General features: G+C 56.7%; 23 protein-coding genes and 2 pseudogenes. 14 read left to right on the top strand and 11 right to left on the bottom strand.

What is annotated here, in order from left to right:
- Both GOB93_RS21605 and GOB93_RS21600 read left to right on the top strand, forming a co-directional pair.
- A pseudogene (locus GOB93_RS21605) lies at nucleotides 1-101 on the top strand (IS5/IS1182 family transposase); the annotation flags it as partial.
- Between the two features lie 69 nt (nucleotides 102-170).
- Nucleotides 171-389 (top strand): transposase, encoded by a 219-nt coding sequence (locus GOB93_RS21600; RefSeq protein ID WP_173584135.1) that lies wholly within the window; start codon nucleotides 171-173, stop codon nucleotides 387-389.
- A gap of 16 nt (nucleotides 390-405) precedes the next feature.
- Here the strand turns inward: GOB93_RS21600 and GOB93_RS21595 are convergent.
- From GOB93_RS21595 to ispH, 6 genes and pseudogenes are all read right to left on the bottom strand, one after another.
- Nucleotides 406-528: pseudogene (locus GOB93_RS21595) on the bottom strand (IS1595 family transposase); the annotation flags it as partial.
- A 53-nt stretch (nucleotides 529-581) separates the two neighbouring features.
- The gene (locus GOB93_RS14005) at nucleotides 582-1,634 is read right to left on the bottom strand and encodes a glycosyltransferase family 32 protein (protein ID WP_173584119.1); all 1,053 of its coding nucleotides are present in this window, start codon (nucleotides 1,632-1,634) and stop codon (nucleotides 582-584) included.
- 35 nt (nucleotides 1,635-1,669) lie between these two features.
- Nucleotides 1,670-3,394 carry a glycosyltransferase family 61 protein gene (locus GOB93_RS14000; RefSeq protein ID WP_173584118.1) on the bottom strand — a complete coding sequence of 575 codons (1,725 nt, stop codon included), beginning with the start codon at nucleotides 3,392-3,394 and terminating at the stop codon, nucleotides 1,670-1,672.
- 1,346 nt (nucleotides 3,395-4,740) lie between these two features.
- Nucleotides 4,741-5,232 carry a ribonuclease HI gene (gene rnhA, locus GOB93_RS13995; protein ID WP_338422383.1) on the bottom strand — a complete coding sequence of 164 codons (492 nt, stop codon included), beginning with the start codon at nucleotides 5,230-5,232 and terminating at the stop codon, nucleotides 4,741-4,743.
- A gap of 1 nt (nucleotide 5,233) precedes the next feature.
- Nucleotides 5,234-6,226 (bottom strand): homoserine kinase, encoded by a 993-nt coding sequence (locus GOB93_RS13990; RefSeq protein WP_173584116.1) that lies wholly within the window; start codon nucleotides 6,224-6,226, stop codon nucleotides 5,234-5,236.
- A 107-nt stretch (nucleotides 6,227-6,333) separates the two neighbouring features.
- Complete coding sequence (gene ispH / locus GOB93_RS13985) at nucleotides 6,334-7,332, bottom strand: 4-hydroxy-3-methylbut-2-enyl diphosphate reductase (protein WP_173584115.1); 999 nt, start codon at nucleotides 7,330-7,332, stop codon at nucleotides 6,334-6,336.
- A gap of 364 nt (nucleotides 7,333-7,696) precedes the next feature.
- Here ispH and GOB93_RS13980 point away from each other — a divergent pair, with 364 nt between their 5' ends.
- Both GOB93_RS13980 and GOB93_RS13975 read left to right on the top strand, forming a co-directional pair.
- Nucleotides 7,697-8,344, top strand: coding sequence for a hypothetical protein (locus GOB93_RS13980; protein WP_242010783.1), 648 nt, complete (start codon nucleotides 7,697-7,699; stop codon nucleotides 8,342-8,344).
- A gap of 310 nt (nucleotides 8,345-8,654) precedes the next feature.
- The gene (locus GOB93_RS13975) at nucleotides 8,655-10,100 is read left to right on the top strand and encodes a gamma-glutamyltransferase (protein ID WP_242010782.1); all 1,446 of its coding nucleotides are present in this window, start codon (nucleotides 8,655-8,657) and stop codon (nucleotides 10,098-10,100) included.
- A 33-nt stretch (nucleotides 10,101-10,133) separates the two neighbouring features.
- On the opposite strand, the gene fliP is transcribed toward GOB93_RS13975, so the two are convergent.
- Both fliP and GOB93_RS13965 read right to left on the bottom strand, forming a co-directional pair.
- Nucleotides 10,134-10,853 (bottom strand): flagellar type III secretion system pore protein FliP, encoded by a 720-nt coding sequence (fliP, locus tag GOB93_RS13970; RefSeq protein ID WP_173584132.1) that lies wholly within the window; start codon nucleotides 10,851-10,853, stop codon nucleotides 10,134-10,136.
- A gap of 74 nt (nucleotides 10,854-10,927) precedes the next feature.
- Nucleotides 10,928-11,212: a flagellar biosynthetic protein FliO gene (locus GOB93_RS13965; protein WP_173584114.1), complete on the bottom strand. Its 285-nt coding sequence runs from the start codon at nucleotides 11,210-11,212 to the stop codon at nucleotides 10,928-10,930.
- Between the two features lie 223 nt (nucleotides 11,213-11,435).
- Here GOB93_RS13965 and GOB93_RS13960 point away from each other — a divergent pair, with 223 nt between their 5' ends.
- The 8 genes from GOB93_RS13960 to GOB93_RS13925 all read left to right on the top strand — a co-directional run bounded on the left by GOB93_RS13960 (nucleotide 11,436) and on the right by GOB93_RS13925 (nucleotide 18,619).
- Complete coding sequence (locus GOB93_RS13960) at nucleotides 11,436-11,831, top strand: flagellar basal body rod protein FlgB (RefSeq protein ID WP_173584113.1); 396 nt, start codon at nucleotides 11,436-11,438, stop codon at nucleotides 11,829-11,831.
- Nucleotides 11,832-11,846: 15 nt separating this feature from the next.
- Nucleotides 11,847-12,254, top strand: a complete 408-nt coding sequence (flgC, locus tag GOB93_RS13955) for a flagellar basal body rod protein FlgC (protein ID WP_173584112.1) — start codon at nucleotides 11,847-11,849, stop codon at nucleotides 12,252-12,254.
- Nucleotides 12,251-12,586, top strand: a complete 336-nt coding sequence (locus GOB93_RS13950; protein ID WP_173584111.1) for a flagellar hook-basal body complex protein FliE — start codon at nucleotides 12,251-12,253, stop codon at nucleotides 12,584-12,586. Before flgC ends, GOB93_RS13950 begins: the two co-directional genes overlap by 4 nt.
- A 30-nt stretch (nucleotides 12,587-12,616) precedes the next feature.
- Entirely contained in the window at nucleotides 12,617-12,889 is a 273-nt protein-coding gene (locus GOB93_RS13945) for a flagellar biosynthetic protein FliQ (protein ID WP_173584110.1), read from the top strand.
- Nucleotides 12,886-13,686: a flagellar biosynthetic protein FliR gene (locus tag GOB93_RS13940; RefSeq protein WP_173584109.1), complete on the top strand. Its 801-nt coding sequence runs from the start codon at nucleotides 12,886-12,888 to the stop codon at nucleotides 13,684-13,686. The genes GOB93_RS13945 and GOB93_RS13940 overlap by 4 nt, the downstream gene beginning before the upstream one ends.
- A gap of 51 nt (nucleotides 13,687-13,737) precedes the next feature.
- The gene (locus tag GOB93_RS13935) at nucleotides 13,738-14,823 is read left to right on the top strand and encodes an EscU/YscU/HrcU family type III secretion system export apparatus switch protein (protein WP_173584108.1); all 1,086 of its coding nucleotides are present in this window, start codon (nucleotides 13,738-13,740) and stop codon (nucleotides 14,821-14,823) included.
- Between the two features lie 640 nt (nucleotides 14,824-15,463).
- Nucleotides 15,464-16,699: a TIGR03862 family flavoprotein gene (locus GOB93_RS13930; RefSeq protein ID WP_173584107.1), complete on the top strand. Its 1,236-nt coding sequence runs from the start codon at nucleotides 15,464-15,466 to the stop codon at nucleotides 16,697-16,699.
- Nucleotides 16,700-17,152: 453 nt separating this feature from the next.
- On the top strand, nucleotides 17,153-18,619 hold the full coding sequence (locus GOB93_RS13925; RefSeq protein WP_173584131.1) for an ATP-binding protein: 1,467 nt from the start codon (nucleotides 17,153-17,155) through the stop codon (nucleotides 18,617-18,619).
- Nucleotides 18,620-18,775: 156 nt separating this feature from the next.
- On the opposite strand, the gene GOB93_RS13920 is transcribed toward GOB93_RS13925, so the two are convergent.
- Nucleotides 18,776-19,354, bottom strand: coding sequence for a TetR/AcrR family transcriptional regulator (locus GOB93_RS13920; protein ID WP_338422381.1), 579 nt, complete (start codon nucleotides 19,352-19,354; stop codon nucleotides 18,776-18,778).
- A 136-nt stretch (nucleotides 19,355-19,490) separates the two neighbouring features.
- On the opposite strand from GOB93_RS13920, the gene GOB93_RS13915 reads away from it, so the two are divergent.
- Entirely contained in the window at nucleotides 19,491-20,678 is a 1,188-nt protein-coding gene (locus GOB93_RS13915) for a lipase family protein (RefSeq protein ID WP_338422382.1), read from the top strand.
- A gap of 1,108 nt (nucleotides 20,679-21,786) precedes the next feature.
- Entirely contained in the window at nucleotides 21,787-21,951 is a 165-nt protein-coding gene (locus tag GOB93_RS13910) for a hypothetical protein (protein ID WP_173584105.1), read from the top strand.
- 289 nt (nucleotides 21,952-22,240) lie between these two features.
- Here the strand turns inward: GOB93_RS13910 and GOB93_RS13905 are convergent, their stop codons facing one another.
- Together GOB93_RS13905 and GOB93_RS13900 are read right to left on the bottom strand one after the other, a co-directional pair.
- On the bottom strand, nucleotides 22,241-23,845 hold the full coding sequence (locus GOB93_RS13905; RefSeq protein WP_173584104.1) for a carbohydrate porin: 1,605 nt from the start codon (nucleotides 23,843-23,845) through the stop codon (nucleotides 22,241-22,243).
- A 595-nt stretch (nucleotides 23,846-24,440) separates the two neighbouring features.
- Nucleotides 24,441-25,526 carry a PQQ-dependent sugar dehydrogenase gene (locus GOB93_RS13900; protein ID WP_242010785.1) on the bottom strand — a complete coding sequence of 362 codons (1,086 nt, stop codon included), beginning with the start codon at nucleotides 25,524-25,526 and terminating at the stop codon, nucleotides 24,441-24,443.
- Nucleotides 25,527-25,659 lie beyond the last annotated feature (133 nt).

Raw genomic sequence — 25,659 nt, 5'->3', positions numbered from 1 at the left:
GCCTCACTGTCCGCTACGAAAGAAGGGCCGATATCCACCTCGCCTTCACACTGATCGCATGCTCGCTCATCTGCTTCAGAGCCCTCACAACATGGTTTTGAAAGGCGCTCTAAAGTCAATTCCGAGGCCTTCATCGCCGACAAGGCTTATGATGCTGATCCGCTTATCAAATAACTCGAAGAACGACAGATCACACCGGTTATCCCCTCAAAGAAAAACCGTATCTGTCACGAAAAATCCGTTTTTCAATTTATAAAAAACGAAACAGCATTGAACGCTTCTTCGCCAGACTGAAGCAGTTCAGGGGGATCGCAACGCGCTGTGACAGGATGAAATCAACCTTCCTCGCAGCCGTACAACTCGTCGCCGCAATTCTCAGACTTAACTGACGACATGCCCTAGGGTCGCGGTATTGCGATTGACGCCCACAAGCTCGGCAGCACTCCGGGCGGGCGTGCTCGCAACGAAGTGCTCCGGAAGGCGCTTTTGGATGCTGACAGGCAACCGGCTGCGGCGACGGGCTTTCATGCGACATATCAAGCCGTTGTTGGCTTACCTATGCCAGACCTAAATATTATTTGTCAGAGAACTATCGGCAAGGTCTCATTTGAATAATGATTTTTAAATAATTTCGTATATTCATCAACAACATTATATACAAGTCCGGAATCGTAAGAGTCAAAAAATCTATGATTATATTTGTTAATATTTTTATTGATTGACGTCGTATAGACGTATGGTCCTGTTAATCTCAAAACGCCAATTTTCCCTGATCCGAAATAATCGTCCCTGTATTTATGAATTCTTGATATGATGTTATTTATAACATCCTCAAGGAATGGATGTCCTTTTGAACCTATCACGTGCCATTGTTGATATTCACCACCGTTAATGCTGGACATTTCCGGGCCCAAGCCGCACCCTTCATTAGGTTCTCCTGGACCATTTCTCCAATGAGATAGCAAATACTGATCATCTGATCGGATGAACGAATCCAGCGGACTGCGAGTTCCGGCTTTTATATCAAGATAAACCCCTCCTTTCTGGTAAATACACAAATATCGGAACAGATCAGCCCGTGCTGCCCCATAACGTGGGTTTATCTGAAGATAAAATTTAAGAATATCCCATCCATAAAAATCATATATAAAATCAAGAATATCTTTTGCGTCATACCGGACATATTCCCAGCCGGGATTCATTTTGCGCAGTTGTTCTGAGGCTAACTCAAGCTCAGAAGGCGGCTGACCATTCAGGAAAATCTGATGCAGAGTCCTGCTGATCTGAAATTTTTGTTTTTTGCGAGGTGTTTTGATGCGATCTCTTTGAATGGAGACATATTCTTCAAATGGCAGAAGTCTAAACTTTTCCATAGCTAAACAGTCTGTTCGCCAGCTAATTGCTCCCCCGATATCTGCGCACATAAACTGACCATCAGAGACAAGAACCCAGGCGTCTCCTTCTCGTCTGATTTGAATACTATCCAGTTCACGAAAACCTTCGGGAGCACACGTAATATGACCATTGATATCAAAGCACAGATCAGGAGACACTTCTTCCGGATAAGCATGATAAAGCTTATTGTCGCTCGATACAGTAAGAACGGTTCCAAAACTGCCTGCCATAAGAAACATTAATATTCTCTCATCGTAATTATTTTATAAAAAGCTTATAGCCATTGGCTGGCTGCCTGAACAACACGATCAATGTCAATATACCAGCCATTGTTTTCTCCATCTTCAAAAAATAACATGGAGTAATAATGACAACCGGCAATCTGTGCGAGACGCATCGGGCCGACGTTAAGGTAACTTGCCTGTATAAGCTCCAGAAGAATGGTTTCTTCCCGGGCAAACAGCATGTTTGAAATACCGGCGCCATGTCCGCCAATGACAAGGCGGGCTTCCCTGAACGTTTTTATCTGATCATAAACACTTATTTCACTTGCAGAAAAGATTTCAAAACCAAGTTGAAGCAAACGTTCGATCAGTTCTGGTTCGTTGAGAATGCGGCGTGCCGCTGTATCCTGGCGCGAAACATAAATCATGCGATTCGTTTTACCGACGTCTGTCAGGGCAGCGTTATCCAGTAATATTTTCTGAAATTTTATCCGTTCAGCAACCAGAATCGGCTGGGGAGTTGAGCGGCCAAGGAGGTTATCGCAATATAATATCCGGTCTGTCCTGACATATTCATCACAATCGATTTCTACGATACGAATATTTTTTCGTCCGTGTAACAGGATATTGAAATATTCTCTTCTGAAACTATTCAGTTTTCCGGTGAGTATGGATACTTCCTGGATGGTCGCGTCACTGAGGATGTCAAGACATAAACTTACAGAATTAAGTGCTTCAGCCACAAAATGATAATAATTGTAGTATAGATGGTTAAATCCCATAACAGAAACGCCATGAATATGGCGCTCACGGTGTGGTTTCTGCATTCCCTCCCATATCGGCTGATATATCGAGGAACAGAGAAATGGAAGCAGATAATCGCTTTTTGCAACGGGTTTTCCGCCTGAAAAAATAAACCCGGATCCACCAATAATACAATCTGTCAGAGCATTAACTGACAGATCATGCCAAGGCGAGGCAAACATGCCACGCCATTCATCCTGTTTTTTTATCCGGTATTCGTTGTCGGCCGCTGCTCCATCGTCAAGCAGGATTGGATAATGTATTTTTCGGGATTCGAGAAGATTGGTTACATCACTAGGTGTCTGATATAATTGTGGCCCCAGATCACGGGGCTCTTTAAAATTCTCGAGAAAAAACCCACCAGCTCGTGCATGAGGCTGAATTGTAGCTGCATCGACGAGTTCCAGATCTTTCTCCGGTCCCGCTTCCGGAGCATCAAACCCACGTACAGCAAAAGCAGACATTTCGAAAACAGCTTCATCAAATGGCTGATTGTCACGTCGAATCATCTCCTCATAATCTAAGGTATGGGAGCAGTTCAGAGGTACAATCCAGGGTGCCCGTAAACTGAATGTCGGAGCGATACCAAAACGATCAATACGATAAATACCGCATGAAGAACCGATGTTTTTGAAAAACGCAGTATTGATCTTGCCCAGGAGATGGTTTTCCTGGTAATTTTCGTGAATGCTCTTGTAACCTAGTTTAATTAAATGCTCCTGATTGTCTTCTGACGGCTCAATAAAGATGACCATAGGGAACCGCTTGCAGGCCCGCTGAATAAAATCACTGGCAGTGTTTATGGTGTTTGCATGGGTCAGGACAAATGCGGAAAATAATACCTTTGCTTCCGGATGCCGTGATGCCTCAGAAAGGTCAGAAATCTCGTAAACATCATATAGTGACAGCGTATTGCCAATTACGTTGCCAATAGGATAAGGTGTTTTTAATAATAAGGCTTTTTCTTTCATGCTGTATATACTATCTGAGCATAATATAATAAAAAGTTAAAATATATATAGTGTGGTATTTATTTTGACGATTTCCTGCTCTAAAAACAGCACTGTCGGATTATCTGTGATGCCTGGCTGATGCAGACTCGTGAGCTCAGTTCACCTCCTCTCCTCGCTGTCAGGGCAGGATGAATGATCAGATCCCGAGCAGGTGGCAGCGCCTGATATCGTGGGACAGTTCCACAATCGAATGGTCGGCCTTCGTTTGCTACACGCTGGGTGAGGGCAGGACCAGTTTAATGAATGAGATATGACATGAAGAATTCAGGGTAATTTTCGGAGTGGGCGATGACCATGATGAAAAAATCCATGACGGATGGATGGGAATCCGCTCCCCTTATTTAATCCGTTATTGAAATTAGCGCAGTACCCGACTCTGATGGCTATAGCCGGGTGCCGGGACAGCAGACGGTTTATTTTGGTATGATAAAGGCATGAAAATAAGGTGTAGTCCGTTCCGTGAAACCGATGGCCTGTGCCCTCTTGTATACATACAATTAACAGACAGCATCAACGTCAGACCGAAAATGAACTGAACAATTTTATCTGGTTATAATTCATCGGGTTGCGACGGTCTGATGAGATCAGGACGGACTGGAATGTGAAGTCACCCGTGTCCGGTATCGGCGCGGTATTCTGGAATATGCAGATCATCGCGTGGTGCAGAATGGGTATTGATTGCCTCACACCGGTGCTCGGCAGGAAACGACCAGGACGTCCCCAGGGGCACGGATCTGCGAAGGCGATCCTCTATCTCGTCATGACTGGTTGTCAGTGCATGGTTGATCGACGCCAGAATAGTCCGGCCATATCAGCATAGTATGGATGCTTTTAAGGGAGGCGCAGGTCTGGTCTCAGGTGTTTACGGAGCAGGCTGACTATTGAAATTCATGCCACCATCGGGATTCGCCTGGTCTTACTCTGACATCGGGCAGACTTCTGATGTCAGCCTGGGAAGACTCCTGTCGGTAAACATCGATCCCAACGCCTTCTTCCCGGACAAGGCTTATCATGCTGACGCATTGAACGAACGTTTCTGTGGACGCAGTCTTACTCTGGTCATCTCGCCGCGACTCAATCGTCTCACATCCCGACGACGGACCTCATCCTGTACTGGGAACGGAGTGTCGTCGAATGCTTCTTCATTAATCTCAGGGAGTTCAAAACTGACGCTGCGCGTTACGACAGGCTCAATTCAACATTTCTCGCAAACGTTCACTCGTGTCAGTCGTTATTCTGCTCAGCTGACGAGATGCTGTAACGTTTGTGAGGCGTGCGCCCTCTGCGCTGTGAGGATTTAATTATTATTTGTCGCTGTTTTCAATCGCAATTCGCGCTGCTGTTGCGAGCTGATCCACGCGTTCATTTTCTGGTACACCGGAATGTCCGCGGACCCAGAGCCAGGTTACCTCGTGTTTTTTTGCGGCATCCAGGAGGCGGCGCCAGAGATCCATGTTCTTGACCGGATCGCCTGAAGCGTTCCGCCAGTTCCGGCGAACCCAGCCGGTGTGCCATCGGGTAATACCGTTTTTTACATATTCACTGTCTGTATGCAGTTTTACCACGCAGGGGCGCGTCAGTGCTTCCAGAGCTTCGGCTGCTGCGGTCAGCTCCATCCGGTTATTGGTTGTCTCCGTCTCGCCGCCGGACAGTTCGCGTTCGCGTCCCTTAAAGCGGAGCAATACACCCCAGCCTCCCGGGCCGGGGTTGGGGCGGCATCCGCCATCGGTCCAGACCTGAACGACAGAGGTGGAATCAGGTCCGGATTCTGTTGTGCATTCCGGGGATTCGGTCACGTCAGACACCGTAAGCCTCCAGAGTTGGTGAGGCCATGTGAAAGCGAAGCCGGTGGACATAGGCCATCGGGTCCTTGCGGGTCACCATTGCGGACGCCGGTGTGTTGACCCAGTCATAAAGCCGCGTCAGTGCGAACCGCATTGCCGCTCCTGCGGCCAGGACTGGCAGCGCTGACCGCTCCGCTTCGCTCAGTGGTCGTACACTTTGGTATCCTTCCAGCAGACGCCTAGCATATGTCACGTTGAATGTGCCGTCATCGCTGAAACACCATGCGTTGAGGCAGATGGCGATGTCGTAGGCCAGCAGATCCGTGCAGGCGAAATAAAAATCGATAATTCCCGAAATCGTTCCGTCGAGGAAAAAGACGTTATCCGGGAAGAGATCGGCGTGGATCTGGCCGCGGGGCAGGGTGGATGTTCCTGCTGTGACCGGCCATTGTGGCAGGATGCGGTCCAGCGCCAGGTCAAGCTCTTCGCTCAGGCCGGGAAAGGAGCGATCAGTGGCTTCGTTCTTCCGGGAGGCCAGCAGCAGGGGGCGCCATGCATCCGGACCGAGTCCGTTCGGACGCTCCGCTTTATAGTCCTGACCGGCAAGATGCAGGGAGGCCAGCGCCGTTCCCAGTGGGCCGCAATGTTCCACATGAACGTGGCGTGGCCACACGCCGCGAAGAAAGGTGGTAATGGCCGCCGGCCGTCCGGCCAGTTCACGCAGGGCCTCGCCATCCCGTCCGGCAACCGGAAGCGGGCAGTTCAGGCCGTTCATCGCGAGATGGCGCATAAGCCCGAGAAACCACGGCAGTTCGGCTGGATTCACCCGCTTTTCATACAGCGTGAGAATGAAATCGCGATCCGTTTCGTCCTGTGTCGTGCGGAGAACGAAATTGCTGTTCTCCACCCCCTCAGCGATCCCGCGGAAAGCGGTCAGGCGACCGATATCATATTCGGTCAGAAAAGCGGCGAGGGCCTCGTCCTCGACTTCCGTGTAGACGGCCATGGGCTCCCTTCAGAGCAGAGCATGATCAGAGACATGACTGACCACAGGATGACAGACCAGAACAACAGCCAGACACCACCGAAACTGTCCGGCCGCGGTCAGGCGGGTCAGCCAAGCGGCGCGGGGAGACGGAACGTGACGTTCTCTTCCTTTACGGTCCGTTCCTCGATCTGCAGCGTGTAGCGCTTCGCCAGGGCGTTGACCATTTCCTGCACGAGAGCCTCGGGGGCTGATGCGCCGGCGGTGATGCCGACCGAGTCCACGCCATCCAGCACCGACCAGTCGAGGGCCGCGAGTTTCGGCACCAGCAGCGCCCGTTTCGTCCCCGAACGTTCCGCGACCTCACGCAGACGCTGCGAATTTGATGAGTTCGGTGAACCGATCACGATGACCAGATCACATTCCGGCGCGATAGCCTTTACGGCTTCCTGGCGGTTCGTGGTCGCGTAGCAGATGTCCTCGCGCTTCGGTCCCTCGATCAGCGGGAAGCGGTCACGCAGGATGTCTACGATCTCCGCCGTGTCGTCCACCGAGAGCGTGGTCTGTGTGATGAAGGCCAGGCGGGTCGGGTCTTCCGGCTGGACCGTGCGGGCTTCTTCGGCGTCATTGATCAGCGTCACCGCGCCGGGAGGAAGCTGGCCCATCGTGCCGATCACTTCCGGATGGCCGGCGTGGCCGATCATCAGAATATGACGGCTCTCCGGGCCACCATCGGCGTAATGCCGTTCGGCCTCGCGATGCACCTTGGAGACCAGCGGGCAGGTTGCATCGAGATAAAGCAGATTGCGTCGGGCGGCCTCGGCAGGCACCGTTTTGGGAACGCCATGGGCGGAGAAGACGACGTGGCCATCCGCCGGAACTTCGTCGAGTTCCTCAACGAAAATCGCCCCCTTCTCTTCCAGCTCCTCGACCACCGTCCGGTTATGCACGATTTCATGACGGACATAGACCGGCGCGCCGTAGGCCCGGATAGCTTCCTCGACCACGCGGATCGCGCGGTCGACGCCGGCGCAGAAACCGCGTGGTCCGGCCAGAAGAACCTTGAGAGCGCGGGTGCCCGCATCCGCGGTATCAGGCGTGAGTGTTGATGTAAGCTGGTCGGGCATGGTGTTCCCCAAACGTTCGGCAGGCGATATACGGGGCGGCCGGCATGGTGGCCGGTCCGGCCAGGAGTCGATCGGTTTTGTCCCGCCCTACGCAAGACGCGCGGTTCGTGCAAGCCATACCGGTCGGACTGACCTGTCCGGCGGGCGGTCTTTCGGAGCATCGGGAGACTGTCGAAAAGCCTCTTCAGCGCGGTTCGTGTCTCAATTCTGCACCGGCCAGGTTTTCCCGGACGCCGTTCTGTTTAATACTTCGCCTCATGCTTTTTGTCCCGTCACTTTTCTGCTCACCCGTTTCCCTTCAGGTTCTTTCCCGGCACCGGTCGCGCACCGGCTGCACGTGTGACCTGTTATTCCGGACTGCCGCATGACCCACTTTCCGTCCCGTTTTCGCATGACCCTGACGGGATATTTTTCCCCGATTCGGATAACCTCCGGCCCCGGCACGCCCCTTGCGCGGCGTCTCGCCGGTCTTGCCGTGGCGATCACGCTTCCGCTCACCCTGGCCGGGTGCGGCGAGGATGACAGCGTCGGCTTTGCCCCGACATGCCCGGCGATGCACATTCCGGCGGAAGTTGCGGATTACTATAACTACTCCGCGAAGGGACCGACCTTCGATCATCTTGTCACCCGCGCCAGCATCACAAAGCTGGCGGGTGACTGCGCCGCCACGGATGACAGCGGGAAGAAAAAAGGTCTCCGGACCCGTGTTGGCATCCATATCGTGGTCCGTCGCGGGCCGGCTGCGACTTCTGATTCCCTGACCCTGCCCTGGTTCGTCGCGGTCGTGCACAATGACAAGATCGTCGGAAAGCATATCTTCGAGCAGGCCGTGACCTTCCCTGGCGGCGTTTCGACGGTGGCGGTGGACACCAAGCTGGTGTCTGTCGATCTGCCGGTCAAACCCACGAACGGGGAGAACGATTATCAGTTCGAGGTCGGCTTCCAGCTGACGAAAACGCAGCTGGCCTATAATCGCGAACATGGGGTGCAGGCGACATTTACGAGCCAGTAACGCCCGGAATGGGGCGCTGAATGGCGTCCCCGTTGCCGCCTGCGCGGAAGAAAGCTAACGAGTGGGGCAGATGTCGCGTCCGCGATGTCAATGAGGCGGCTGATTTCGGCTGTCTGGTGACACTGGCCCGGTGCATCCCGTGTTTTTAATGTCCCGGCCGAACGAGAAATGGAGTGCCAGTCGCGTGCGTGAGCGTCCCGTGAGACCCGATTCTGCCTCGCGCGCCAGTGCGCCTGAAACCAGTGCGCCTGAAATACACCGGTCCTGCAGGACGGGTTCCGTCGTCAGGCGCGTCGGAGCGGGTCTTGCCATGGCGAGCATGCTCTCGGGATGTTCTTTTCTCGGCTTCGGCAGCTGGGGCGGCAGCGGCAATGGCAGCTCCGAGCATGCCGTGCTGTCCCTCTTCGGTTCCGGGTCCCACATGATTTCCGGTTATGTCGGTAATATCGTCGCCGATGAGCCTCAGGCCGCTCTTGCGGCGCAGACGGTGCTGGAGCGTGGCGGCAATGCCGCCGATGCCGCCGCCGCGCTGGGCCTTGCTCTGTCTGCTACGCTGCCATCCCGCGCCTCGCTTGGGGCTGGCGGGGCCTGTCTGGCCTGGCGTCCGGGCGACCGGCATGGCGGCGAGGCTTTCGTGTTCCTTCCGACGGGCGATTCTCCGCCTGACGCCGTTCAGGGGCCGACCGGACGTGCTGATCGGCCTGCTTCGGCTCCCATGCTGGCGCGTGGTCTGTTCGTGATGCAGCTTCGCTATGGCAGCGTCGATTTCGCGGAGCTGACGCAGCCCGCGCTCCAGCTCGCCCGTGGCGGGTTCGAGGTCGGCACGCAGCTGGCCGCCGATCTTGAGGCTGTTCAGGCACCGCTTCTGGCGGATGACGCGGCACGGGGTATCTTCGGCCGCTCCGATGGCACTGTCATGAAGGCGGGCGATATTCTTCTGCAGCCACGGCTTGCCGGTTCTCTGGAACGAATCCGCTCAGCCGGACCGGGTGATCTCTATATGGGTTCGCTGGCCCGGACTTTTGTTTCCGCCAGCGACGCGGCTGGTGGTGGCCTGACCATGGCGGGACTGCGTACGGCGCTTCCTCAGGCTGTTCTGCCGCTCACTGTCACAGTGCAGGGAACCCAGGTTTCCTTCCTGCCGCCGCCAGCCGATGGCGGCTATGGTATGGCGGTCGCCTGGCGCGATATCGAGAACGGCCGGTCCGTCAGCGGAGCCGGCGCGCGTGCGGTCGCGGGCTGGCGCGCCAGTGAGGGTGGTGGTTCCGCCTCCGTTCTGACCGCGAGAGCTCAGGAACTGCTCGATTCGGGACATACACCGTCCGGGGGGGCGCTGCCGAATCTTCCGGCGTCCACTTCCTTCGCGGTCGTCGATCGGCAGGGAGAAGCCGTCTCCTGCGCGTTGACGATGAATAACCTCTTTGGAACCGGTCGTGTCGCCGGCTCGACCGGCATCGTGCTCGCGGCGTCTTCAGCTCACGTGCCGCGTCCCCTGCTGCCTGCCGCCATCGCGTCCCGGGACGGGGCGTTTGTTGCGGCCGCGACGGCGTCCGGTCAGGCGGATGCGGCTGATGCCGCGGCTGCGGCTCTGTCCGGCGCGATTCAGGGCAATGCCGACGCGATGAAACCTGCGACGTCTGCCGGCCGTGCTAACGCGATTTCGTGCCGCGCCGGTCTGCCCGGTAACAGCGCCCGGTGCTTCGGCGCGGTCGATCCGCGCGGGGGCGGCTATGCTTCGGGTGGCGCGCGGAACTGACGGTCCGCTGAGGGACCGGGAAGTTTCCGGTCTCTATCCGCCGCCAAAACTCCGGACCAGGCTTCCTGCGACGAGCTGCCAGCCATCCACCATGACGAAGAAGATGAGCTTGAACGGCAGCGAGATCGTTGCCGGTGGCAGCATCATCATGCCGAGACTCATCAGGACCGTGGACACGACGATATCGATCACGAGAAACGGCAGGTAGAGCAGGAATCCCATCTCGAATCCCCGTCGCAGCTCTCCGATCATGAAAGCCGGCATCAGCACGCGCCAGGGTGTGTCGGCGGCCGTGGCCGGCGGGTGAACATTCGCCAGATGAAAGAACGTCCCGAGATCGGCAGGGCGGGCATTGGCCAGCATGAAGCCGCGGAACGGTTCGGCCGCCGCGCGAAGGCCGTCCATCTCACCGATTTTCCCTGCGATGAGAGGAGATATCCCGTTTGTCCACGACAGCTCCATGACCGGCTGCATAACGAAAAAGGTCAGGAACAGGGCCAGCCCGATCAGCACCGTGTTCGGCGGCGTTCCCTGAGCGCCGATTGCGCTCCGCAGCAGTGACAATACGATGACGATCCGCGTGAAGGCCGTCACCATGACCAGCAGGCTGGGCGCGAGCGAGAGAACCGTGATGAGCACCGAGAGTTGCACAAGCCGCCCGGTTGTCCCGGCGTCGCCCTTCTGCCCCAGATCGATACTGAGAGACTGCGCGTGCGCCGCGTGCGGCCAGATGGCGGATAACGCCATGAGCATCACAAGAAGAGACAGCAGCGGAAGAGACAGGCTGGCTGTGCGAGAATGCCCCGATATGGGGGAAGAACCTGTATTCACAGGGGCTGGTCCCTGGTTTCGGCTTCCGTTTCCGGCAGCCAGCCGACGACCACGTCCGAAGGACCGCCTGTCAGCAGAAGAACCCTGCGGCCATGGCAGGAGATGACGCTCAGCCGCCGGCGCGCGTCCAGCGCCAGGGACCCTTCCACAGCGAGCCCGGTGTCGCTTCGTGCGGGTCCACGCAGTCGCGCCAGAAACTGCCAGCCGTTGCGGCTGAGCAGGATCATGGCGAGAACGGCGACAAGAGCCGCGGCCGTTGAAATGATGTCGTAAAATCCCATACGGGCGCATTCCGTGACGCGGTTCAGAAGCTCCTACGTTTGCGGCCGGAAGGTAAACAATGCGTTTACAGAAACGGATTTCGTCATCGCGTAAACAAATGATCCATTGGCATGGATCTTTAACGATATCTCAGCCTTTCGTGACGCAGGATCGGTGAGCAGGGACCGGCGGGAAGCCGGCCGCTTTGTTTAATGTGATCTGTTTAATCTAGCGGAGAGCCGGATGCTGGACGCCTCACGGTCCGCCACGGGCGGAACTGATCTTTTCGAACTGGCCCAGAGACGTATGAGCTGGCTGGAGCAGCGCGAGCAGGTTCTTGCCAACAACGTCGCCAATGCGGACACACCTGGCTATGTTGCTCAGGACATTACGCCTTTTGCCAGCACGCTGGCCCGGTTCCAGGCTGGCCTGACCACGACGTCGCCCCGTCATATTCCGGTCGCCTCGCGGAACAGGACTTTGGCGTCCGTAACGGATGACGAACAGGCGCCGAACGGCAACGCTGTCTCGCTGGAAACGCAGATGGAAGAAGTCGCTGAAACAAGTGATCAGCAGCGTTTTGCCACGAATGTCTACTCCGCCTACAGAACGATGCTGACGAACGTTCTCGGGAAATAGTGAGAGCGATCAGCCATGGATATGAACAGCACGATGGGAATTTCCGCAGCCGGCATGGAGGCGCAGTCGCAGCGCCTTCGTGTTGTCGCGGAGAATCTTGCCAATCAGGATACGACAGGTTCGACGCCAGGCGCGGACCCTTATCGCCGGAAGACGATTACATTTCAGAATGTTATTGATAAAAATACGGGTGTTTCAAAAGTATCCGTAAAGAAAGTCGATCAAGACATGTCCGACTTCGAGACCCGTTATGATCCCACGCATCCTGCCGCGGATGCACGTGGCTACGTCAAGACGCCGAATGTGAATACGATGGTTGAGATCATGGATTCTCATGAAGCTCAGCGGTCATATGAAGCCAATCTGAATACTCTTCAGACCACCCGCTCCATGATCACCCGCACGATAGATCTGCTCAAATGATAATTTCATCCGCTTCAAATAAGGCTGCGGCTGCGGCCTATGCCCGGACTCAGTCTGGTGTTTTTTCGGACGATGTCGCTTCTGCGGTCGACGATACCGCCGGGAGCGGTTCAGGCACGAGTTTCGGAGAAGCTCTGAATAGCGCGATTGAAGGCGCTATTCAGAACGGCAGTGAGACGGAAGCCAAAGCCGCTGCCGGTCTGAACGGGCAGGGGAATCTGACCGATATTGTAACGTCCATTTCTCAGGCGCAGATTGTTCTTCAGACGGCATCGACGGTCAGGGACAAGGTCATTCAGTCCTATCAGGATGTCATGCGTATGACGATCTGATCCCGTCTTATATTTCAGGGTGCTTATTTTATGAATTCCATTGATATCGCGTCTGTTTTGCGGGAGACGCTCTTTGTGGCGGTCAAGGTCGGGGCGCCCACGCTTCTGACATCCCTGGCAGCCGGACTGCTTGTCTCGATGTTGCAGGCCGTCACCCAGATCAATGAATCGACGCTGGCATTTCTTCCGAAATTCCTCGCCTCCATGGCGGCTTTACTGTTTGCAGGGCCGTTTATGTATTCGACTCTTGTCAGCTATACCCGTCATATTTTCGATCAGGTCATTGTCGCGGGCGCCTCTTGAACGATACCCTGGACGCATTTATCGCGTCTCTGCCGGTGCAGATGGTTGTTTTCGTGGCCATTCTGTGCCGGATCGTCGCGATGATCGTGACACTGCCCGGCCTCAGCACCCAGACAGTGCCGACAACCGTAAAGGCCGGGCTCGCGATCAGCCTTGCATTTCTGATGTTTCCGGTTCTTCAGGGGCGTTTCTCAGGCGCGGAGACCGGCGATATTCTCGATCCGGGCCGGGCAATTGTACTGATCTGTTCTGAGATCATGAGCGGCGCACTGATCGGCTGGCTCGCTCAGCTGATGGCTCTGTCATTTCCGGTTGCGGCGCAGATTCTCTCGACATTCGCCGGCATGTCCAACGTCCTGCAGCCGGACCCGGATCTTGGCGCCCAGAGCACCGCGATCAGCCATCTCGCCTCGCTGACGGTTCCTGTCGTTTTTTTCTCAACCGGGCTGTACGTTTTCCCGCTTCATGCGCTCGCCGGAAGTTACCAGGTTTTTCCGCCCGGGCATTTTCCTCTGATGGCGGATGCGGCTCACAGCGTTACTGAGATGACGGCCCGGTCGTTCCTGCTTGCGTTCCAGCTGGCGATGCCATTCGTGCTGATCGGCACGATCTGGCCGGCGATGCTCGGTCTCCTCAGCCGTTTCTCGCCCGGACTTCAGGTTTACAATCTCGCCATGCCGGCACAGCTTCTTGGTGGCGTTCTCCTGTTTGCTCTCCTCATTCATGGCATGATGGCGACCTGGACGCAGCATCTCGATGTGGCTCTGGGTGAGCTTCCCGGGTCCGCCGGCCGATGAGTTTGCCGGCAGGGGAAATCTCTCTCCGAATATATTGTCCGGAGATGAGCGGTGGCTGAGTCCGGCAGCGGTGATAACACGGAAGCCCCGACCGGCAGACGGCTTGAGCGTGCCCGGGAAGAGGGCAACGTCGCCCAGTCCCGGGAGCTGCATCTGTTTTCCAGCCTCGGGCTGGCGAGCATTGCTCTGGTGATGGTTCTGCCGGACGGAGCGACGCGGTTCGTCCGGCAGATGAAAGGTCTCATCGAGCACTCCGGAGATATCGATTTCAATCCGGCATCTACGGCGCAGGTGCTGCAGTTCGGAATGAAGACGGCCATTCAGCTTTGCATGCCTGTTGCCGCCGCTGCCGCGATTGCCGCCGTGAGCACGTCCGCTCTTCAGTCCGGGTTCCTGATGCGCCCTCAGGCTCTGATTCCCGATATCATGCGCCTCAACCCGCTGAAGGGTCTCGGGCGTATTTTCAGCGTTACGAGTCTGATCGAAACGCTGAAATCCATTGCCAAGCTGGGGGCTTTTTCGTTTCTTCTTTATGGTGTCGCTCGCGATACGCTCAATATTGCGTCGGATGCCATGGGGTGGTCTCCGGAAGCCTTCGTGCGCGAGCTTTACAGTCTGACAATGCGCACCATTGTCGCCGTGCTTGTCGTGCAGATGATCATCGTCGTTCTCGATGAGGCCTGGACGCGATATCACCGTCTGCAGGGTCTCAAAATGAGCCGGCAGGATATCAAGGACGAAAACAGGCAGAGCGAAGGCGATCCGCACGTCAAAGGCCGGCAGAGGCAGATGCGGATGAGGCAGGGGCGTAAACGCATCAGGGAAGCTGTCAGGAAGGCAACTGTCGTCATCACCAATCCGACGCATTATGCCGTTGCGCTCGAATATGAGCAGGGGACCAGCAATGCTCCCCGCATTGTGGCGAAGGGAGCGGATGAACTTGCCGCACGGATCAGGGAATTTGCCAGCGAGGCGAAAGTCCCCGTCGTCTCGAATCCTCCTCTGGCGCGCGCGCTCTATACGCTTCCTGAAGACACGGAAATTCCTTACGAATATTTCCAGGCTGTTGCGGCTGTGATTGCCTATGTGTGGAAACTCAAACGGCCTCCGGCGTCAGTTCCGCCGCCTGTGCGGTAGTTTGCAGATCCCAGTCTCCGTGTTTGTGAAAAGTGTTTATACGTGGAAGATATGTGCCGGGCGGGTTTTCGGGGCTTTGCCCCGAGCCCCGCAAAGGGACGCAGTGCCTTTGATCCCGGTTTGTTAAATGGTTGTTTCAAAAGCTTTAAATGCACAGAAAGCTTTCATAATAAACTAATGACATTATGTTTTTGAATCCCGGTCATCTGCTTGTTTCCGTCGGATCAGAGAGCATTTCGTGATAACCATTTGAGAAAAAATAATAAAAGTTTTTGGGCGCCGCCTTTTTTCAAAAAGGTGGTGTCTTCCGATGCTTTCTGAAAAAACTTCTTTATAGTTAAAAGAAGGTTTCACGAACGGGCTTATGAGACAGTTTCTGAAATAGAATAGATTAAGGTGATGAGGGCGCCATGTGCAGCACGCCTTCGCGTGACGACCCCTTCCGTGTGCGGAAGCAGAGCCGGGCTCTGGCTCCGGTTTGCAAATACATAAATGCCAGAATAAACCCGGTCGCGAAGATCCGCGATTTACGGCGGGCCTGGTTCTCGCCGGAATCCCGTTTCTACAAAATCACGCTCTGTCGCCAGGGCCTGTCTGCGGCTATGAAAACCACAGACACGGGGAGCCTGACAGAATCATCATGACCACGATACAGCCGGTCCCCGGAGATATTCCTCATATTGTCGTCGTCGGCGCCGGGCCTGCCGGCCTTGCCGCTGCTGAAACACTCGCCGCAGCGGGCTGTGCCGTTACGGTTATGGATCGCATGCCCAGTCCTGGCCGCAAATTCCTCATGGCCGGAAGAAGTGGCCTCAATCTCACCAACGCCGAATCCGGGCCGGCTTTTTTACATCGTTACGGCCCTGCCGCCGGGTGGCTCGGGCCGGCTCTTGCCGCTTTCACGCCCGGGATGATGGTCGCGTGGGCCGAAGAGCTTGGGCAGCCCTGCTTCACCGGCAGTTCCGGCCGTGTCTTTCCCAAAGCGATGAAGGCATCGCCGCTGCTTCGCGCCTGGCTCGGCCGCCTCGGTACTTCCGGTGTCACACTTCGGTCCGGCACTGCCTGGACGGGCTGGGATGAAGGCAACCAGCCGGCATTCGCTCAGAAAGACGGTGTCCCTGTGGTGATTCCCCACGCTGACGCCACCCTGCTTGCCCTCGGGGGAGCCAGCTGGTCCCGGCTTGGGTCGGATGGTGCGTGGGCTGAAATCTTTCGCCGGAAGGGCATTTCTCTGGCGCCTTTTCGTCCTGCCAATTGCGGCTTCACCGTGGCCTGGTCCGGGATTCTCCGCGAGCGCTTTGCCGGAACACCCCTGAAGCGGATTGCTCTGAGCTTTGCGGGTACAACGATCCGGGGTGAGGCGGTCATCACCCGCGCCGGTCTTGAAGGGGGCGCTGTTTATGCCCTGGCCGCCCCGCTTCGCGACGCCATCGAACGGGATGGTTCCGCAACTCTTTCAGTCGATCTTCGTCCGGATCTGGATGTCGTCGCTCTCACGGACCGCCTTGGTAAAACCCGTGCCCGTGAGAGTCTTTCCAACCGTCTTCGCAAGGCGGTTCAGCTTCCGCCTGTCGCCATTGCTCTCCTGCGCGAAGCCGGTCCGCTGCCTGCAACCGACGAAGGTCTCGCCCGTCGTATTAAGGCGGTTCCGATCCGTCTCATTGCGCCGGACGACCTTGAACGCGCCATTTCCACCGCCGGGGGTGTTCCGCAATCCGCTGTCGATGCGGGTTTTATGCTGCGTGCTGTGCCGGGAGCTTTCGTCTGCGGCGAAATGCTCGACTGGGAAGCGCCTACCGGCGGCTATCTGCTTCAGGCCTGTATGGCGACTGGCCGTGCCGCGGCTCGGGGGGCACTGGACTGGCTCCGGCGCTGATCGCTCATCTATATCGGCTTTGGTTCATAGGTTGTTTTAAAAGCCTTAAAGGCACCAAAAATTTCATAACAAACTGATGGTGTTATGGCTTTTTGAGTCCTGGTTACCTGTTCGCTTCAGCCGGATCAGAGGGCACTTGGCGATAAGTCTGTGATAAAAAATAACAAAAGTTTTTGGTAAAGCTTTTTTCAAAAAACTTCAGAAGACGCCACCTTTTTGAAAAAGGCGCACCCAAAAACTTCTTTATAACTGACCGGAGGTTTCACGGGCAGGCTTTTGAGGCAGTCTTTTTTAAGGGCGCTGCCTTGAAACCTGGCAGGGAGCGCGGCTTTCGGCATCCTGATCCTGTGAAGCGGAATGGTTCGTGGTCTCTGCCGGGACCGGGTGGAGTTCGGCCAGGTGGCGTGTCTGAACCTGTTGCCTCACAGGGAGTCGGCGAGCTATTCCCGCGCCATGAGCAGCAACATCGAAATGGGACAGATCGTCGGCGGCGGACCGGCCGCAATGAACCTTGCCGAACTTCTTGCCACAAGACTGCTTGTCCAGGGCAATTCCGGCTCCGGAAAGTCACATCTGCTTCGTCGGCTGCTCGAACAGACCGGCAACCTTGTCCAGCAGGCCATCATCGACCCGGAGGGCGATTTCGTCAGTCTGGCGGAGGCTTACAGCCACCTTGTCATCGATGCCGCCGAGCACACGGAAGTCGCGCTTCAGGCCGCAGGGGAGCGTATGCGGGTGCATCGCGCCTCCGTGGTGCTGAACCTGGAGGGGCTGGACGCCGATCTGCAGATGCGTCGTGCCGCCGCCTTTCTTGGCGGGATGTTCGATGTTCCCCGTGCGCACTGGTATCCTGTTCTCGTCGTCGTGGATGAGGCCCAGCTCTTTGCTCCGGCTGCCGCCGGCGAGGTGTCGGATGAAGCGCGGCGTGCGTCTCTCGGGGCCATGACGAATCTCATGTGCCGTGGCCGCAAGCGTGGTCTCGCGGGCGTTATTGCCACCCAGCGCCTTGCCAAACTCGCCAAGAATGTTGCTGCCGAAGCGTCCAACTTTCTGATGGGACGTACCTTTCTCGACATCGACATGGCGCGTGCCGCTGACCTGCTCGGCATGGAACGTCGCCAGGCCGAGGCTTTCCGTGATCTTGACCGGGGGAACTTCGTGGCTCTCGGACCGGCTCTCTGTCGCCGTCCGATGACGATCCGCGTTGGCAGCGTCGAAACCGCCAGCCGTTCTGCCGGTCCGGTTCTGGAGCCGTTTTCACCGCCGACCGAGCAGGTTGCTGATCTTATCCTCGCGCCGCTTCCGGAGCCGGAGCTTATCGCCCGGCCGCGCCGTCCTGCTGCTCCGCCACCGCCGGATCTCATCACCCAGCTCGCTACGCATGGTGAAGCGCTGGCGGATGCCGGGCCGCAGGCGGAGGAGATCGATCCGGCGGAACGTCGTCAGCAGCTTGCCTCACTCCTGCGCGAAGTTCTCGATGAGGACGACGGTGGTTTCCGGCCGCCGGCTTCCCTCTATCAGGATTTTCTTGTCCGCTGTCGCATCGCCGGCATGGGGCGGGAAGCGATGGACATGCGCAGTTTTCGCCGGGCGCTGGCTACCGCCCGCAGCGGCACGACGCCTGAGGCTGCTGAAACTGCGGAATGGCAGGAGGCCGAGGCCATTGCCTCCACGCTTCCCGAAGATATGCAGCCCGTTTTCCTTTACCTCGCCCGCGCGGCGCTGGATGGCAGAACCTGTCCGCCTGACCGTGACATTGCCCGCATCTATGGAACCCACTCTACGGGACGTGCCCGCCGGATGCTTGGCTGGCTGGAGGAACAGAACATCATCGTCCTTCGCCTTGATGGCGCCGGTCGGCGGCGTGCTGCCATTATCGGGCCGGGGTGGGAGACATTGCCTGGTGATCCGGGGCTTTGACTGTCTGCTGTGATTGCCTGGGGTAAGGTGTCTCCGGGGACGTGTCTCAGGAGCGCTGCCTGTGAACTCCGCCTGGGGTTGCGGAGTTCCGGAAACCGGTATGTTTCGCTGAAATCAGGTCTTTTTCCGGGAAGGGTGCGTTTCTCCAGTGCCGGGTCATCGCAGGGCATCGGCTATCAGTTCGTCCAGCGACATCTCTTCTCCGTCGAAGGTCAGCAGAGGTTCCAGCAGGCCATCAACCGCCAGGACGGCAAGACCATGGACCTTTCCCCAGAGCGCCGCGCGGGTGCCTGCGCGTGTTTGTGAAGAACGGGGGCCTTCCAGGCTGCCGATCAGCCGAGTCAGCATGGCTGAGGTCTGTGCCGATGCCGCCGCCAGGTCTGGTTCTTTCCGGTCGATGGCGTCGCTGCGGAACATGAGCGTAAACAGGCCCGGATTGCGGATGGCAAAGCGGACATAGGCCATTCCGGCTGCGTGTGCGCCCTGCGGAAGTGCGGGCGTGAGGGCGTCCGCAAGGTCTTCATATCCCACGGTTGCCAGTGCGCTGAGCAGGCCGGTCAGGTTTCCGAAATGCGGGATGGCTGCAGTCTGTGAGACGCCGGCATGGCGTGTGATGGCGCGAAGTCCCAGGGCTGCGATGCTCTGTTCCTCCAGGAGGGTACGTGCCGAACACAGGAGAGCGGCCCGCAGATCGCCGTGATGGTAGGCTTTTCCCGGGTGAGCGCGTGGGGTCACCGGTCGTCTTCCGGAGGCTCTGACGGAATCTGAAGCGCTTGACATTTGTTCTCTGCGGGGATCATTCTTAACAGTGTTAAGTTTAAATCTGCATGGCGGTCAAGGGAAAAGCCTGCTGCCCGTGGAAGGATTTCCTGTGCGTCTCTCCCGCTCCGTTCGTATCGCGTCCTGTCTTCTGACGGGGTTCTGCCTTGCCGCTCTGAGTGCCGGCGGTCATGCCGCGTCTGCAGACGCTCAGGGCCGGCCAGGCATGCTGACCGCATCCGCGTCGCTGCCGGAGGCTTTCAGTCTGCCGGACGCCGGGCCTTCCCTGCGGATCACCTATCTTTCGACCAATGGTGTGACCGGGACAGGGCTGGTTCCGGTGACGGCGGAGATCATCGTGCCGGCGGGCAGTCCGCCTGCCGGTGGCTGGCCGGTTGTCGCCTGGGCGCATGGAACGGTCGGGGTTGCGGATCACTGTGCGCCGTCCGGCAACCCCTGGAGTGACCGCAATCGCCGCTATCTGTCGGAATGGATGAAGCGCGGCTTCGCCGTAGTGGGGACTGATTACCAGGGGCTGGGGACACCCGGCGTACACCCGTATCTGAACACCCGTGTGGAGGCCTATAATCTTCTGGACGCTGTCAGGGCGGCGCTGGCTTCGGTGCCGGACCTGCGGAACGAGGTGATGATTGTCGGTCAGTCCCAGGGAGGCGGCGCGGCCTTTGCTTCGGCGGCGTTCGCACCGGATTATGCGCCGGATCTGCATATTCGCGGCGTTGTGGCGACGGGCGCTCCCTATATTACGCCTGAACTTATGAAGCGGATTCTGGCGCAGCCCGCATCAGACGGGAGCTATAATCCGGTCATGGTCTACATGCTCTATCTTGCGCAGGGTCTGGCCGGATATGATCCGGCCTTCCGCCCGGAGGATGCTTTCACGCCGAAGGCCATGTCTGCTTATCGGAAGGCGGGCGATCTGTGTGTGGGTCCGCTGACGGAGATGGTGAAGAAAGAGGGGCTGAATTTCAGCAATTCCCTCCGGCCGGGCTTTGCGAAAACTCTTGCGCCCGCGCTGGCCGCAATGACGTATCCGACACTGAAGCTTGCGCAGCCGCTGTTCATGGGCACGGGCGAACTGGACTGGGATGTGCCGCCTCCGCTTCAGCTCGGTCTCGTGAAGGCGGCCTGCGCTGCTGGGACGGTCGTTCAGGCGCATGTTTATAAGGGGCTGAACCATGACCAGACGGTCAATGCCTCATTGCCGGATTCTGCTGCCTTTACGAAGGCTGTCATGGCCGGAGAGGTGGTGACGTCGCAATGTAATCCGATGCCGGAATGAAGCCGGAGGCGTGATTTTATCGCAGGGCAGCGGGAGGCTGGCCTGCTGGTCGGAATGGATGGCGGGGTTAAACGACTGGAGTTGCCGGTCTCTGCCTTTGCTGCGGAAGCAGGGCTATGTTTGCCTGTGCCGGGCCGGCTGCGACGGGACTGGCCACGGTTTTCGCGTGCGGGCGATCTCTGGCCTGTGGCGATGGTCCCGATGTGGGTAAGCTTATTCTGCACATGGTTTTTCTGAGTAAAGTGACGGGCTGCGTTGCCCGCTGTCATAGCCAGTTCCCGATCGTTTCTGCGCAGACAAATCAGTTCTCAGGCAGGCACCCCGGACATGTTCCGGGTCAGATTCGAAAATACCTGAAAATGTGAGGGTTTTTTTTGTCTGAGGACCGGGGTTGTATTCTGCGCGATATAAAAGGCGCTTTCCGGAGACGCGGCTCGGGGCAGTCTGAAGATCATGGGAAGTGCGGACTTTCATGGTCCGTCAGATACTGGTCGATATCTGCTATCCGCTGACAACATGTCCGCGGTTACGGGACTGGTCCTTTGCTTCGTAAAGATCTGGAGCTGGTAAGGTCATGATAATTCTTTCCGAACTGGGACAGAAAATACCTTTTCTATATCAGGAAATATAGTGAATTTCTTTCGGCAATCGATCCTTGTATCCCGACTTTGGGAAGGCTGATTTCTGGCTGAATATTCCGTCATAAATGATAATTATGAAGAGATACGTGATATCTACTGAATTTTATCGTGATTTATCTGTTGATTTCTCCGGATGGCGTTCCTACGTTTGGTGTCTGGCATCAACGGGCAGGGAGATGGTTATGACTGAATATTCCGTTCTCTGCGTCGCAGGTATTTTTTATGATTCTGCGCGCAGGGTAAAACCTGTTTCGTGGCTCCGATGATGTTCGAAATCATTGTGTCTGGCTGAGCACGTTCGAAAGAGCGTGATGAAGCCGGGAGCCGCTGGTTCCGAAGAAAACGAAGTCGTCCGGGTCGGATATCCGGAAACAGGACCGGGATCCAGAAATGGGTTCATCGGTTAACAGGAGAGGTTCGTCTTATCTGTAAGTCAGTTTGTTTCAGATAGGGTGAGAAAAAATATTATGAAAAACAGAAAGAAAATCGCGATTCTGTCTGTAATGGCGATCACGCTGATGCCGATTCTGTCTGGCTGTGCCACTGTATCGGAGGATGAAAATCAGTATGCGAATGCGAGAGCGGTTACGGAACCGGTGTCACCTACGATTCCGGATCGTGGCATGTTCTGAAAACGTGCTGAATAGCATGAAGACATCAGGTTGTCTGATGGGAAATGTATTTTCGCTTCGGGAAGAAGGAATAAAGCGTGGAGCCTGCTCCATGCTTTATTCAAAGGGGTGCAGCTTTCTGTGATCTGATCTGTCAGACAAAATGAGAGACAGAAGGATGGGTCTTCTGTCTGGGGACGGGACTCCGCGACGGAGCCCCGTGAAGATAACTGGCTCGTCGATCTTATCAGACCATCAGAAACCCGTCAGGCAATTGTCCGGAATAGTTCCTGTTTCCATCGCGATGTCTTCAGAGTGTTGCCAGAACTTTCAGCCCGACAAGAATCGCGTTCGGAATCACGGACGTTTCTCCGGGTCGCATCATGTATTCAAAGACAGGCTGTGCAACCAGGCCGGGAATGACGGGGATGCCGTAATATGCCTCCAGCGTCGCCGTATGGGTTTGCGGGCCGTTGACAAATGCGCCCATCGAATCTCCGGCCATCTGCCGGTACTCCTGTCCGAGCGTCAGGTTATGGCTGAGCTGATAATAGGAATACATGACGCCAAAGCGGTCGAACGGCCGGTAAGGAATGATTCCGAGCAGGGACGCACCGATATAGACCTGATCGGTAAATGTCGAAACACTTGGTGTATTGTGAATATAGCCCGCCAGAAGATAGCCGCCGGCCATCTGGTGATTGCCGCCTTTGCGATAGACCATCTGGTCCGCTTCGAAATAGAACGTGTCGCGCGGTCCTCCCGGATGGGCGCCGGCCTGGGCGCGATATGCGGCCGGAACCGTGCCGATCAGGTCCGCGTAGTGAGATGTGTCGTGCCCGTAACCGAATTTGTAATGTCCGGGCAGTTTCTGAGGCCCGAAAAACGGTTCCCATGTGAGTTCGACAGGCAGCATCATGCCGGTCGCACGCTCCGCGCCCCATGTCCAGCCAGACGGGTTGTCCGTCAGCGCTCCTGCCTGGTAGACGCCTGTTCGCAGGATGAGATCACGGGTCGGCCGCAGCCGCACCGTTCCGCCCCAGGTCGCCTTGGGATAGACGCTCCATCCCGGATTCGATTTGATGCCGACAGGCGCCGAACACTGGACCATGAATGTGCACAGCAGTACGGACGTTCCGTAGGTGTGCGTCAGCGTGATGCGTCCGACGTTGATATTTATCGTGTTGTGAAAGAAGGATTTCTCAAGATAGAGATCGGCGAGATGCGCCGCTCTGTGGCCGTCGAGGCTGTAGATTTCGGAGAGCAGGATGCGATGTTCCCCGACATAATCGTAGCTGACCTCGCGCCCGGCGCGTTCGAGCATGACTCCATGCAGAAACCATCCGTTGAGTCCAATAAGTTTTCCAAGATCGAAACGGGTCGTGAGCGTCAGTTCATGGGTATAGTCCATGCCCTTCCGCTCGCCTCCGCCGACATCGGCAAGACCTTCGCCCTTGTAGGAAAACTGAAAACTGAAGCCGTGATTTTCCAGCCACTTTCGCGGACGGCCCAGTTGCGGAAACAGGTTTCCGAATGTCTGCGCCGGAACGTAATAGCCGGCTGTCAGATCGCGGCTTCTCAGAGCGTCATCATGCCGGTTTAGAAATGAGGAAATACTCTCCGTATTGAACAGAGCCTCAAGCTGCTGACTGGGCGTCGGCGCGCTTTCCTGTTTTGCGGCAGGTTGCGGCTGCGCTTCACCCGCGTTCGGATGGCCGGGGCTGAGAGTCACCACGGCGCGAACGCTGCCGGGCTTTTCAGAGTCCGGAGGCGTATCCGCTCCTTTGGCGGGGGCTCTGGAACCGAGAAAAAATACGGTGCCGGATGTCAGTATAAAGCATAGGGCACTCCGGAAACGTGGAAAACAGGCAGACCGATGGCTGCCTGGGCTTGTCGTTTTTTTTTGCTTTTTCATTTCGACTTTCTCGCCTCAAGCGCATCAGCGCTACTACGGAGACGGGAAATTGCCAATTCACACGAGGCTTCCGAGACTACTCTTTTGCTTATTTGTTGCGCCGCAAACACAGTTTCTGAACAGGCGATATTTATACGAATAAATATTATTTGGAATACAAATTAATAGTTCCGGACCATCAGGGGTTGCGGAAAGGCATCTTCCAGCGAGGGACCGGAAGGTTCAGTTATCCGGTAAGAGGCTGTTTCAGCAGCCTTCAATGCGCAGGAATTTTCATAACAGACTGATGATGTTGTAGTTTTATGAGTCCAGATCACTTGCCTGCATCGGCTGGGATCGAAGAATCCTTCACGATAAGTCTTTGACAACAATCGGCAAAAGTTTTTGGGTGCCGCCTTTTTTCAAAAAGATGGCGTCTTCTGAAGCTTTCTGAAAAAAGCTTCAGAAGAAACGTCCTTATAATTAACCGGAGGTTTCGCCAGCAGGCTTTTGGAACAGCCTCTGTAACCGGACCTGTCGTTATTCCCGCTCTTTGGCGTGCCGCGGGTCAGGGGGGTCGCCTTCCGGCATGAGTTCCGTGCCGAGAGGGTATTCGTTACTTTCCGTTATATGTCAGCCGGTATATGGCATCCGCCGTATCGTCGCTGATCAACACGCTTCCATCCGGCAGCGGCTGCACATCCGCCGGGCGCCCCCATGCGTCCTGATCTTCGCGGAAGCCGCTCACCAGAACTTCGGGCTTTTCCGGGTGTCCGTCCGCGCCGAAATGTACGGAAACCACCTGATAACCGGAAAGTTCGCTTCTGTTCCATGAGCCGTGCTCGGCAATCAGAATATTGCCGTGGTAAGATGGCGGAAACATACTGCCTTCATAAAACCGTAGTCCCAGGGCGGCCACATGCGCGCCCAGTTTCAATGCCGGGGGCACGAACTCGCTGCAGGTGTGCTGTCTGCCGAATTGTGGGTCGGGCAGATCGCCCTGATGGCAGTAGGGATAGCCGAAGGACTGACCGGGCGCCGTCCGCTCGTTCAGTTCATCAGAGGGAATATCGTCGCCGAGCATGTCGCGTCCGTTATCCGTGAACCAGAGATTCTGTGTTCCGGGCTGCCATGTGAAGCCGACTGTATTGCGAATGCCCCAGGCTTCGTCCCGGCGGTCCGTGCCGTCGGGTTTCATGCTGATCAGCTTTCCGAAGGCGTGCCCGACATCGCAGATATTGCAGGGCGCTCCGATGGGAACATAGAGCCGGTCATCGGGGCCGAAGGCGATGAACTTCCAGGAGTGATCGCCGGCCCGGTATGGCAGTCCGTCCGCCACGATCTCTGGCTTCGGCGGCGTGTCCAGATGATGTCCGATATCGCGCAGGACCACGATCCGGGTTGTGTCCGAAATGTAGAGATCGCCGTTCCGGAACGCGACGCCCACCGGCTGGCGCAGTCCGCGTGCGATGACCCGGACCGACCGCGCTCGTCCATTCGCGTCCATCCCTGACAAGGCATAGACTTTTCCCGCGCTCATCGAGCCGACATAGACGGTGCCGTCATCTCCGACGGCCATCTCCCGTGCTGACGGCACCTGATCCGAATAGACCGCGATATGAAATCCCGGCGGGACTGTCAGCTTTCCGGCTTCCGGTTCGGCAAGGGCGGAGGAAGGCGCTGCCGCCATGGAAGCGATCATTGTCATGGCAAGGAACGGTTGGAACCGGCGCGTGAATACCTCCGGCATGGCGAAAACTCCTTATGCTGAATGGTGCAGTGGTCTTCCGTTTCATCCCGGTCGCGGCTTTATGAGGAGCGGGGAGTGGTGTGGC

It is taken from the genome of Acetobacter musti (assembly GCF_011516835.1).
GTDB classification, from domain to species: domain Bacteria; phylum Pseudomonadota; class Alphaproteobacteria; order Acetobacterales; family Acetobacteraceae; genus Acetobacter; species Acetobacter musti.
The sequence above is the reverse complement of the archived record's forward strand: the minus strand, read 5'-3'. Positions and strand labels throughout refer to the sequence as shown.

Bases quoted from the DNA above. Each gene is read 5' to 3' on its own strand.
- GOB93_RS14005 (WP_173584119.1), bottom strand. From the start codon at position 1,634: ATGTTTCTTATGGCAGGCAGTTTTGGAACCGTTCTTACTGTATCGAGC.
- GOB93_RS14000 (WP_173584118.1), bottom strand. From the start codon at position 3,394: ATGAAAGAAAAAGCCTTATTATTAAAAACACCTTATCCTATTGGCAAC.
- GOB93_RS13990 (WP_173584116.1), bottom strand. From the start codon at position 6,226: ATGGCCGTCTACACGGAAGTCGAGGACGAGGCCCTCGCCGCTTTTCTG.
- ispH (WP_173584115.1), bottom strand. From the start codon at position 7,332: ATGCCCGACCAGCTTACATCAACACTCACGCCTGATACCGCGGATGCG.
- GOB93_RS13980 (WP_242010783.1), top strand. From the start codon at position 7,697: ATGACCCACTTTCCGTCCCGTTTTCGCATGACCCTGACGGGATATTTT.
- GOB93_RS13975 (WP_242010782.1), top strand. From the start codon at position 8,655: ATGGCGAGCATGCTCTCGGGATGTTCTTTTCTCGGCTTCGGCAGCTGG.
- fliP (WP_173584132.1), bottom strand. From the start codon at position 10,853: ATGCTCATGGCGTTATCCGCCATCTGGCCGCACGCGGCGCACGCGCAG.
- GOB93_RS13965 (WP_173584114.1), bottom strand. From the start codon at position 11,212: ATGGGATTTTACGACATCATTTCAACGGCCGCGGCTCTTGTCGCCGTT.
- GOB93_RS13960 (WP_173584113.1), top strand. From the start codon at position 11,436: ATGCTGGACGCCTCACGGTCCGCCACGGGCGGAACTGATCTTTTCGAA.
- flgC (WP_173584112.1), top strand. From the start codon at position 11,847: ATGGATATGAACAGCACGATGGGAATTTCCGCAGCCGGCATGGAGGCG.
- GOB93_RS13950 (WP_173584111.1), top strand. From the start codon at position 12,251: ATGATAATTTCATCCGCTTCAAATAAGGCTGCGGCTGCGGCCTATGCC.
- GOB93_RS13945 (WP_173584110.1), top strand. From the start codon at position 12,617: ATGAATTCCATTGATATCGCGTCTGTTTTGCGGGAGACGCTCTTTGTG.
- GOB93_RS13930 (WP_173584107.1), top strand. From the start codon at position 15,464: ATGACCACGATACAGCCGGTCCCCGGAGATATTCCTCATATTGTCGTC.
- GOB93_RS13925 (WP_173584131.1), top strand. From the start codon at position 17,153: ATGAGCAGCAACATCGAAATGGGACAGATCGTCGGCGGCGGACCGGCC.
- GOB93_RS13910 (WP_173584105.1), top strand. From the start codon at position 21,787: ATGAAAAACAGAAAGAAAATCGCGATTCTGTCTGTAATGGCGATCACG.
- GOB93_RS13905 (WP_173584104.1), bottom strand. From the start codon at position 23,845: ATGAAAAAGCAAAAAAAAACGACAAGCCCAGGCAGCCATCGGTCTGCC.
- GOB93_RS13900 (WP_242010785.1), bottom strand. From the start codon at position 25,526: ATGATCGCTTCCATGGCGGCAGCGCCTTCCTCCGCCCTTGCCGAACCG.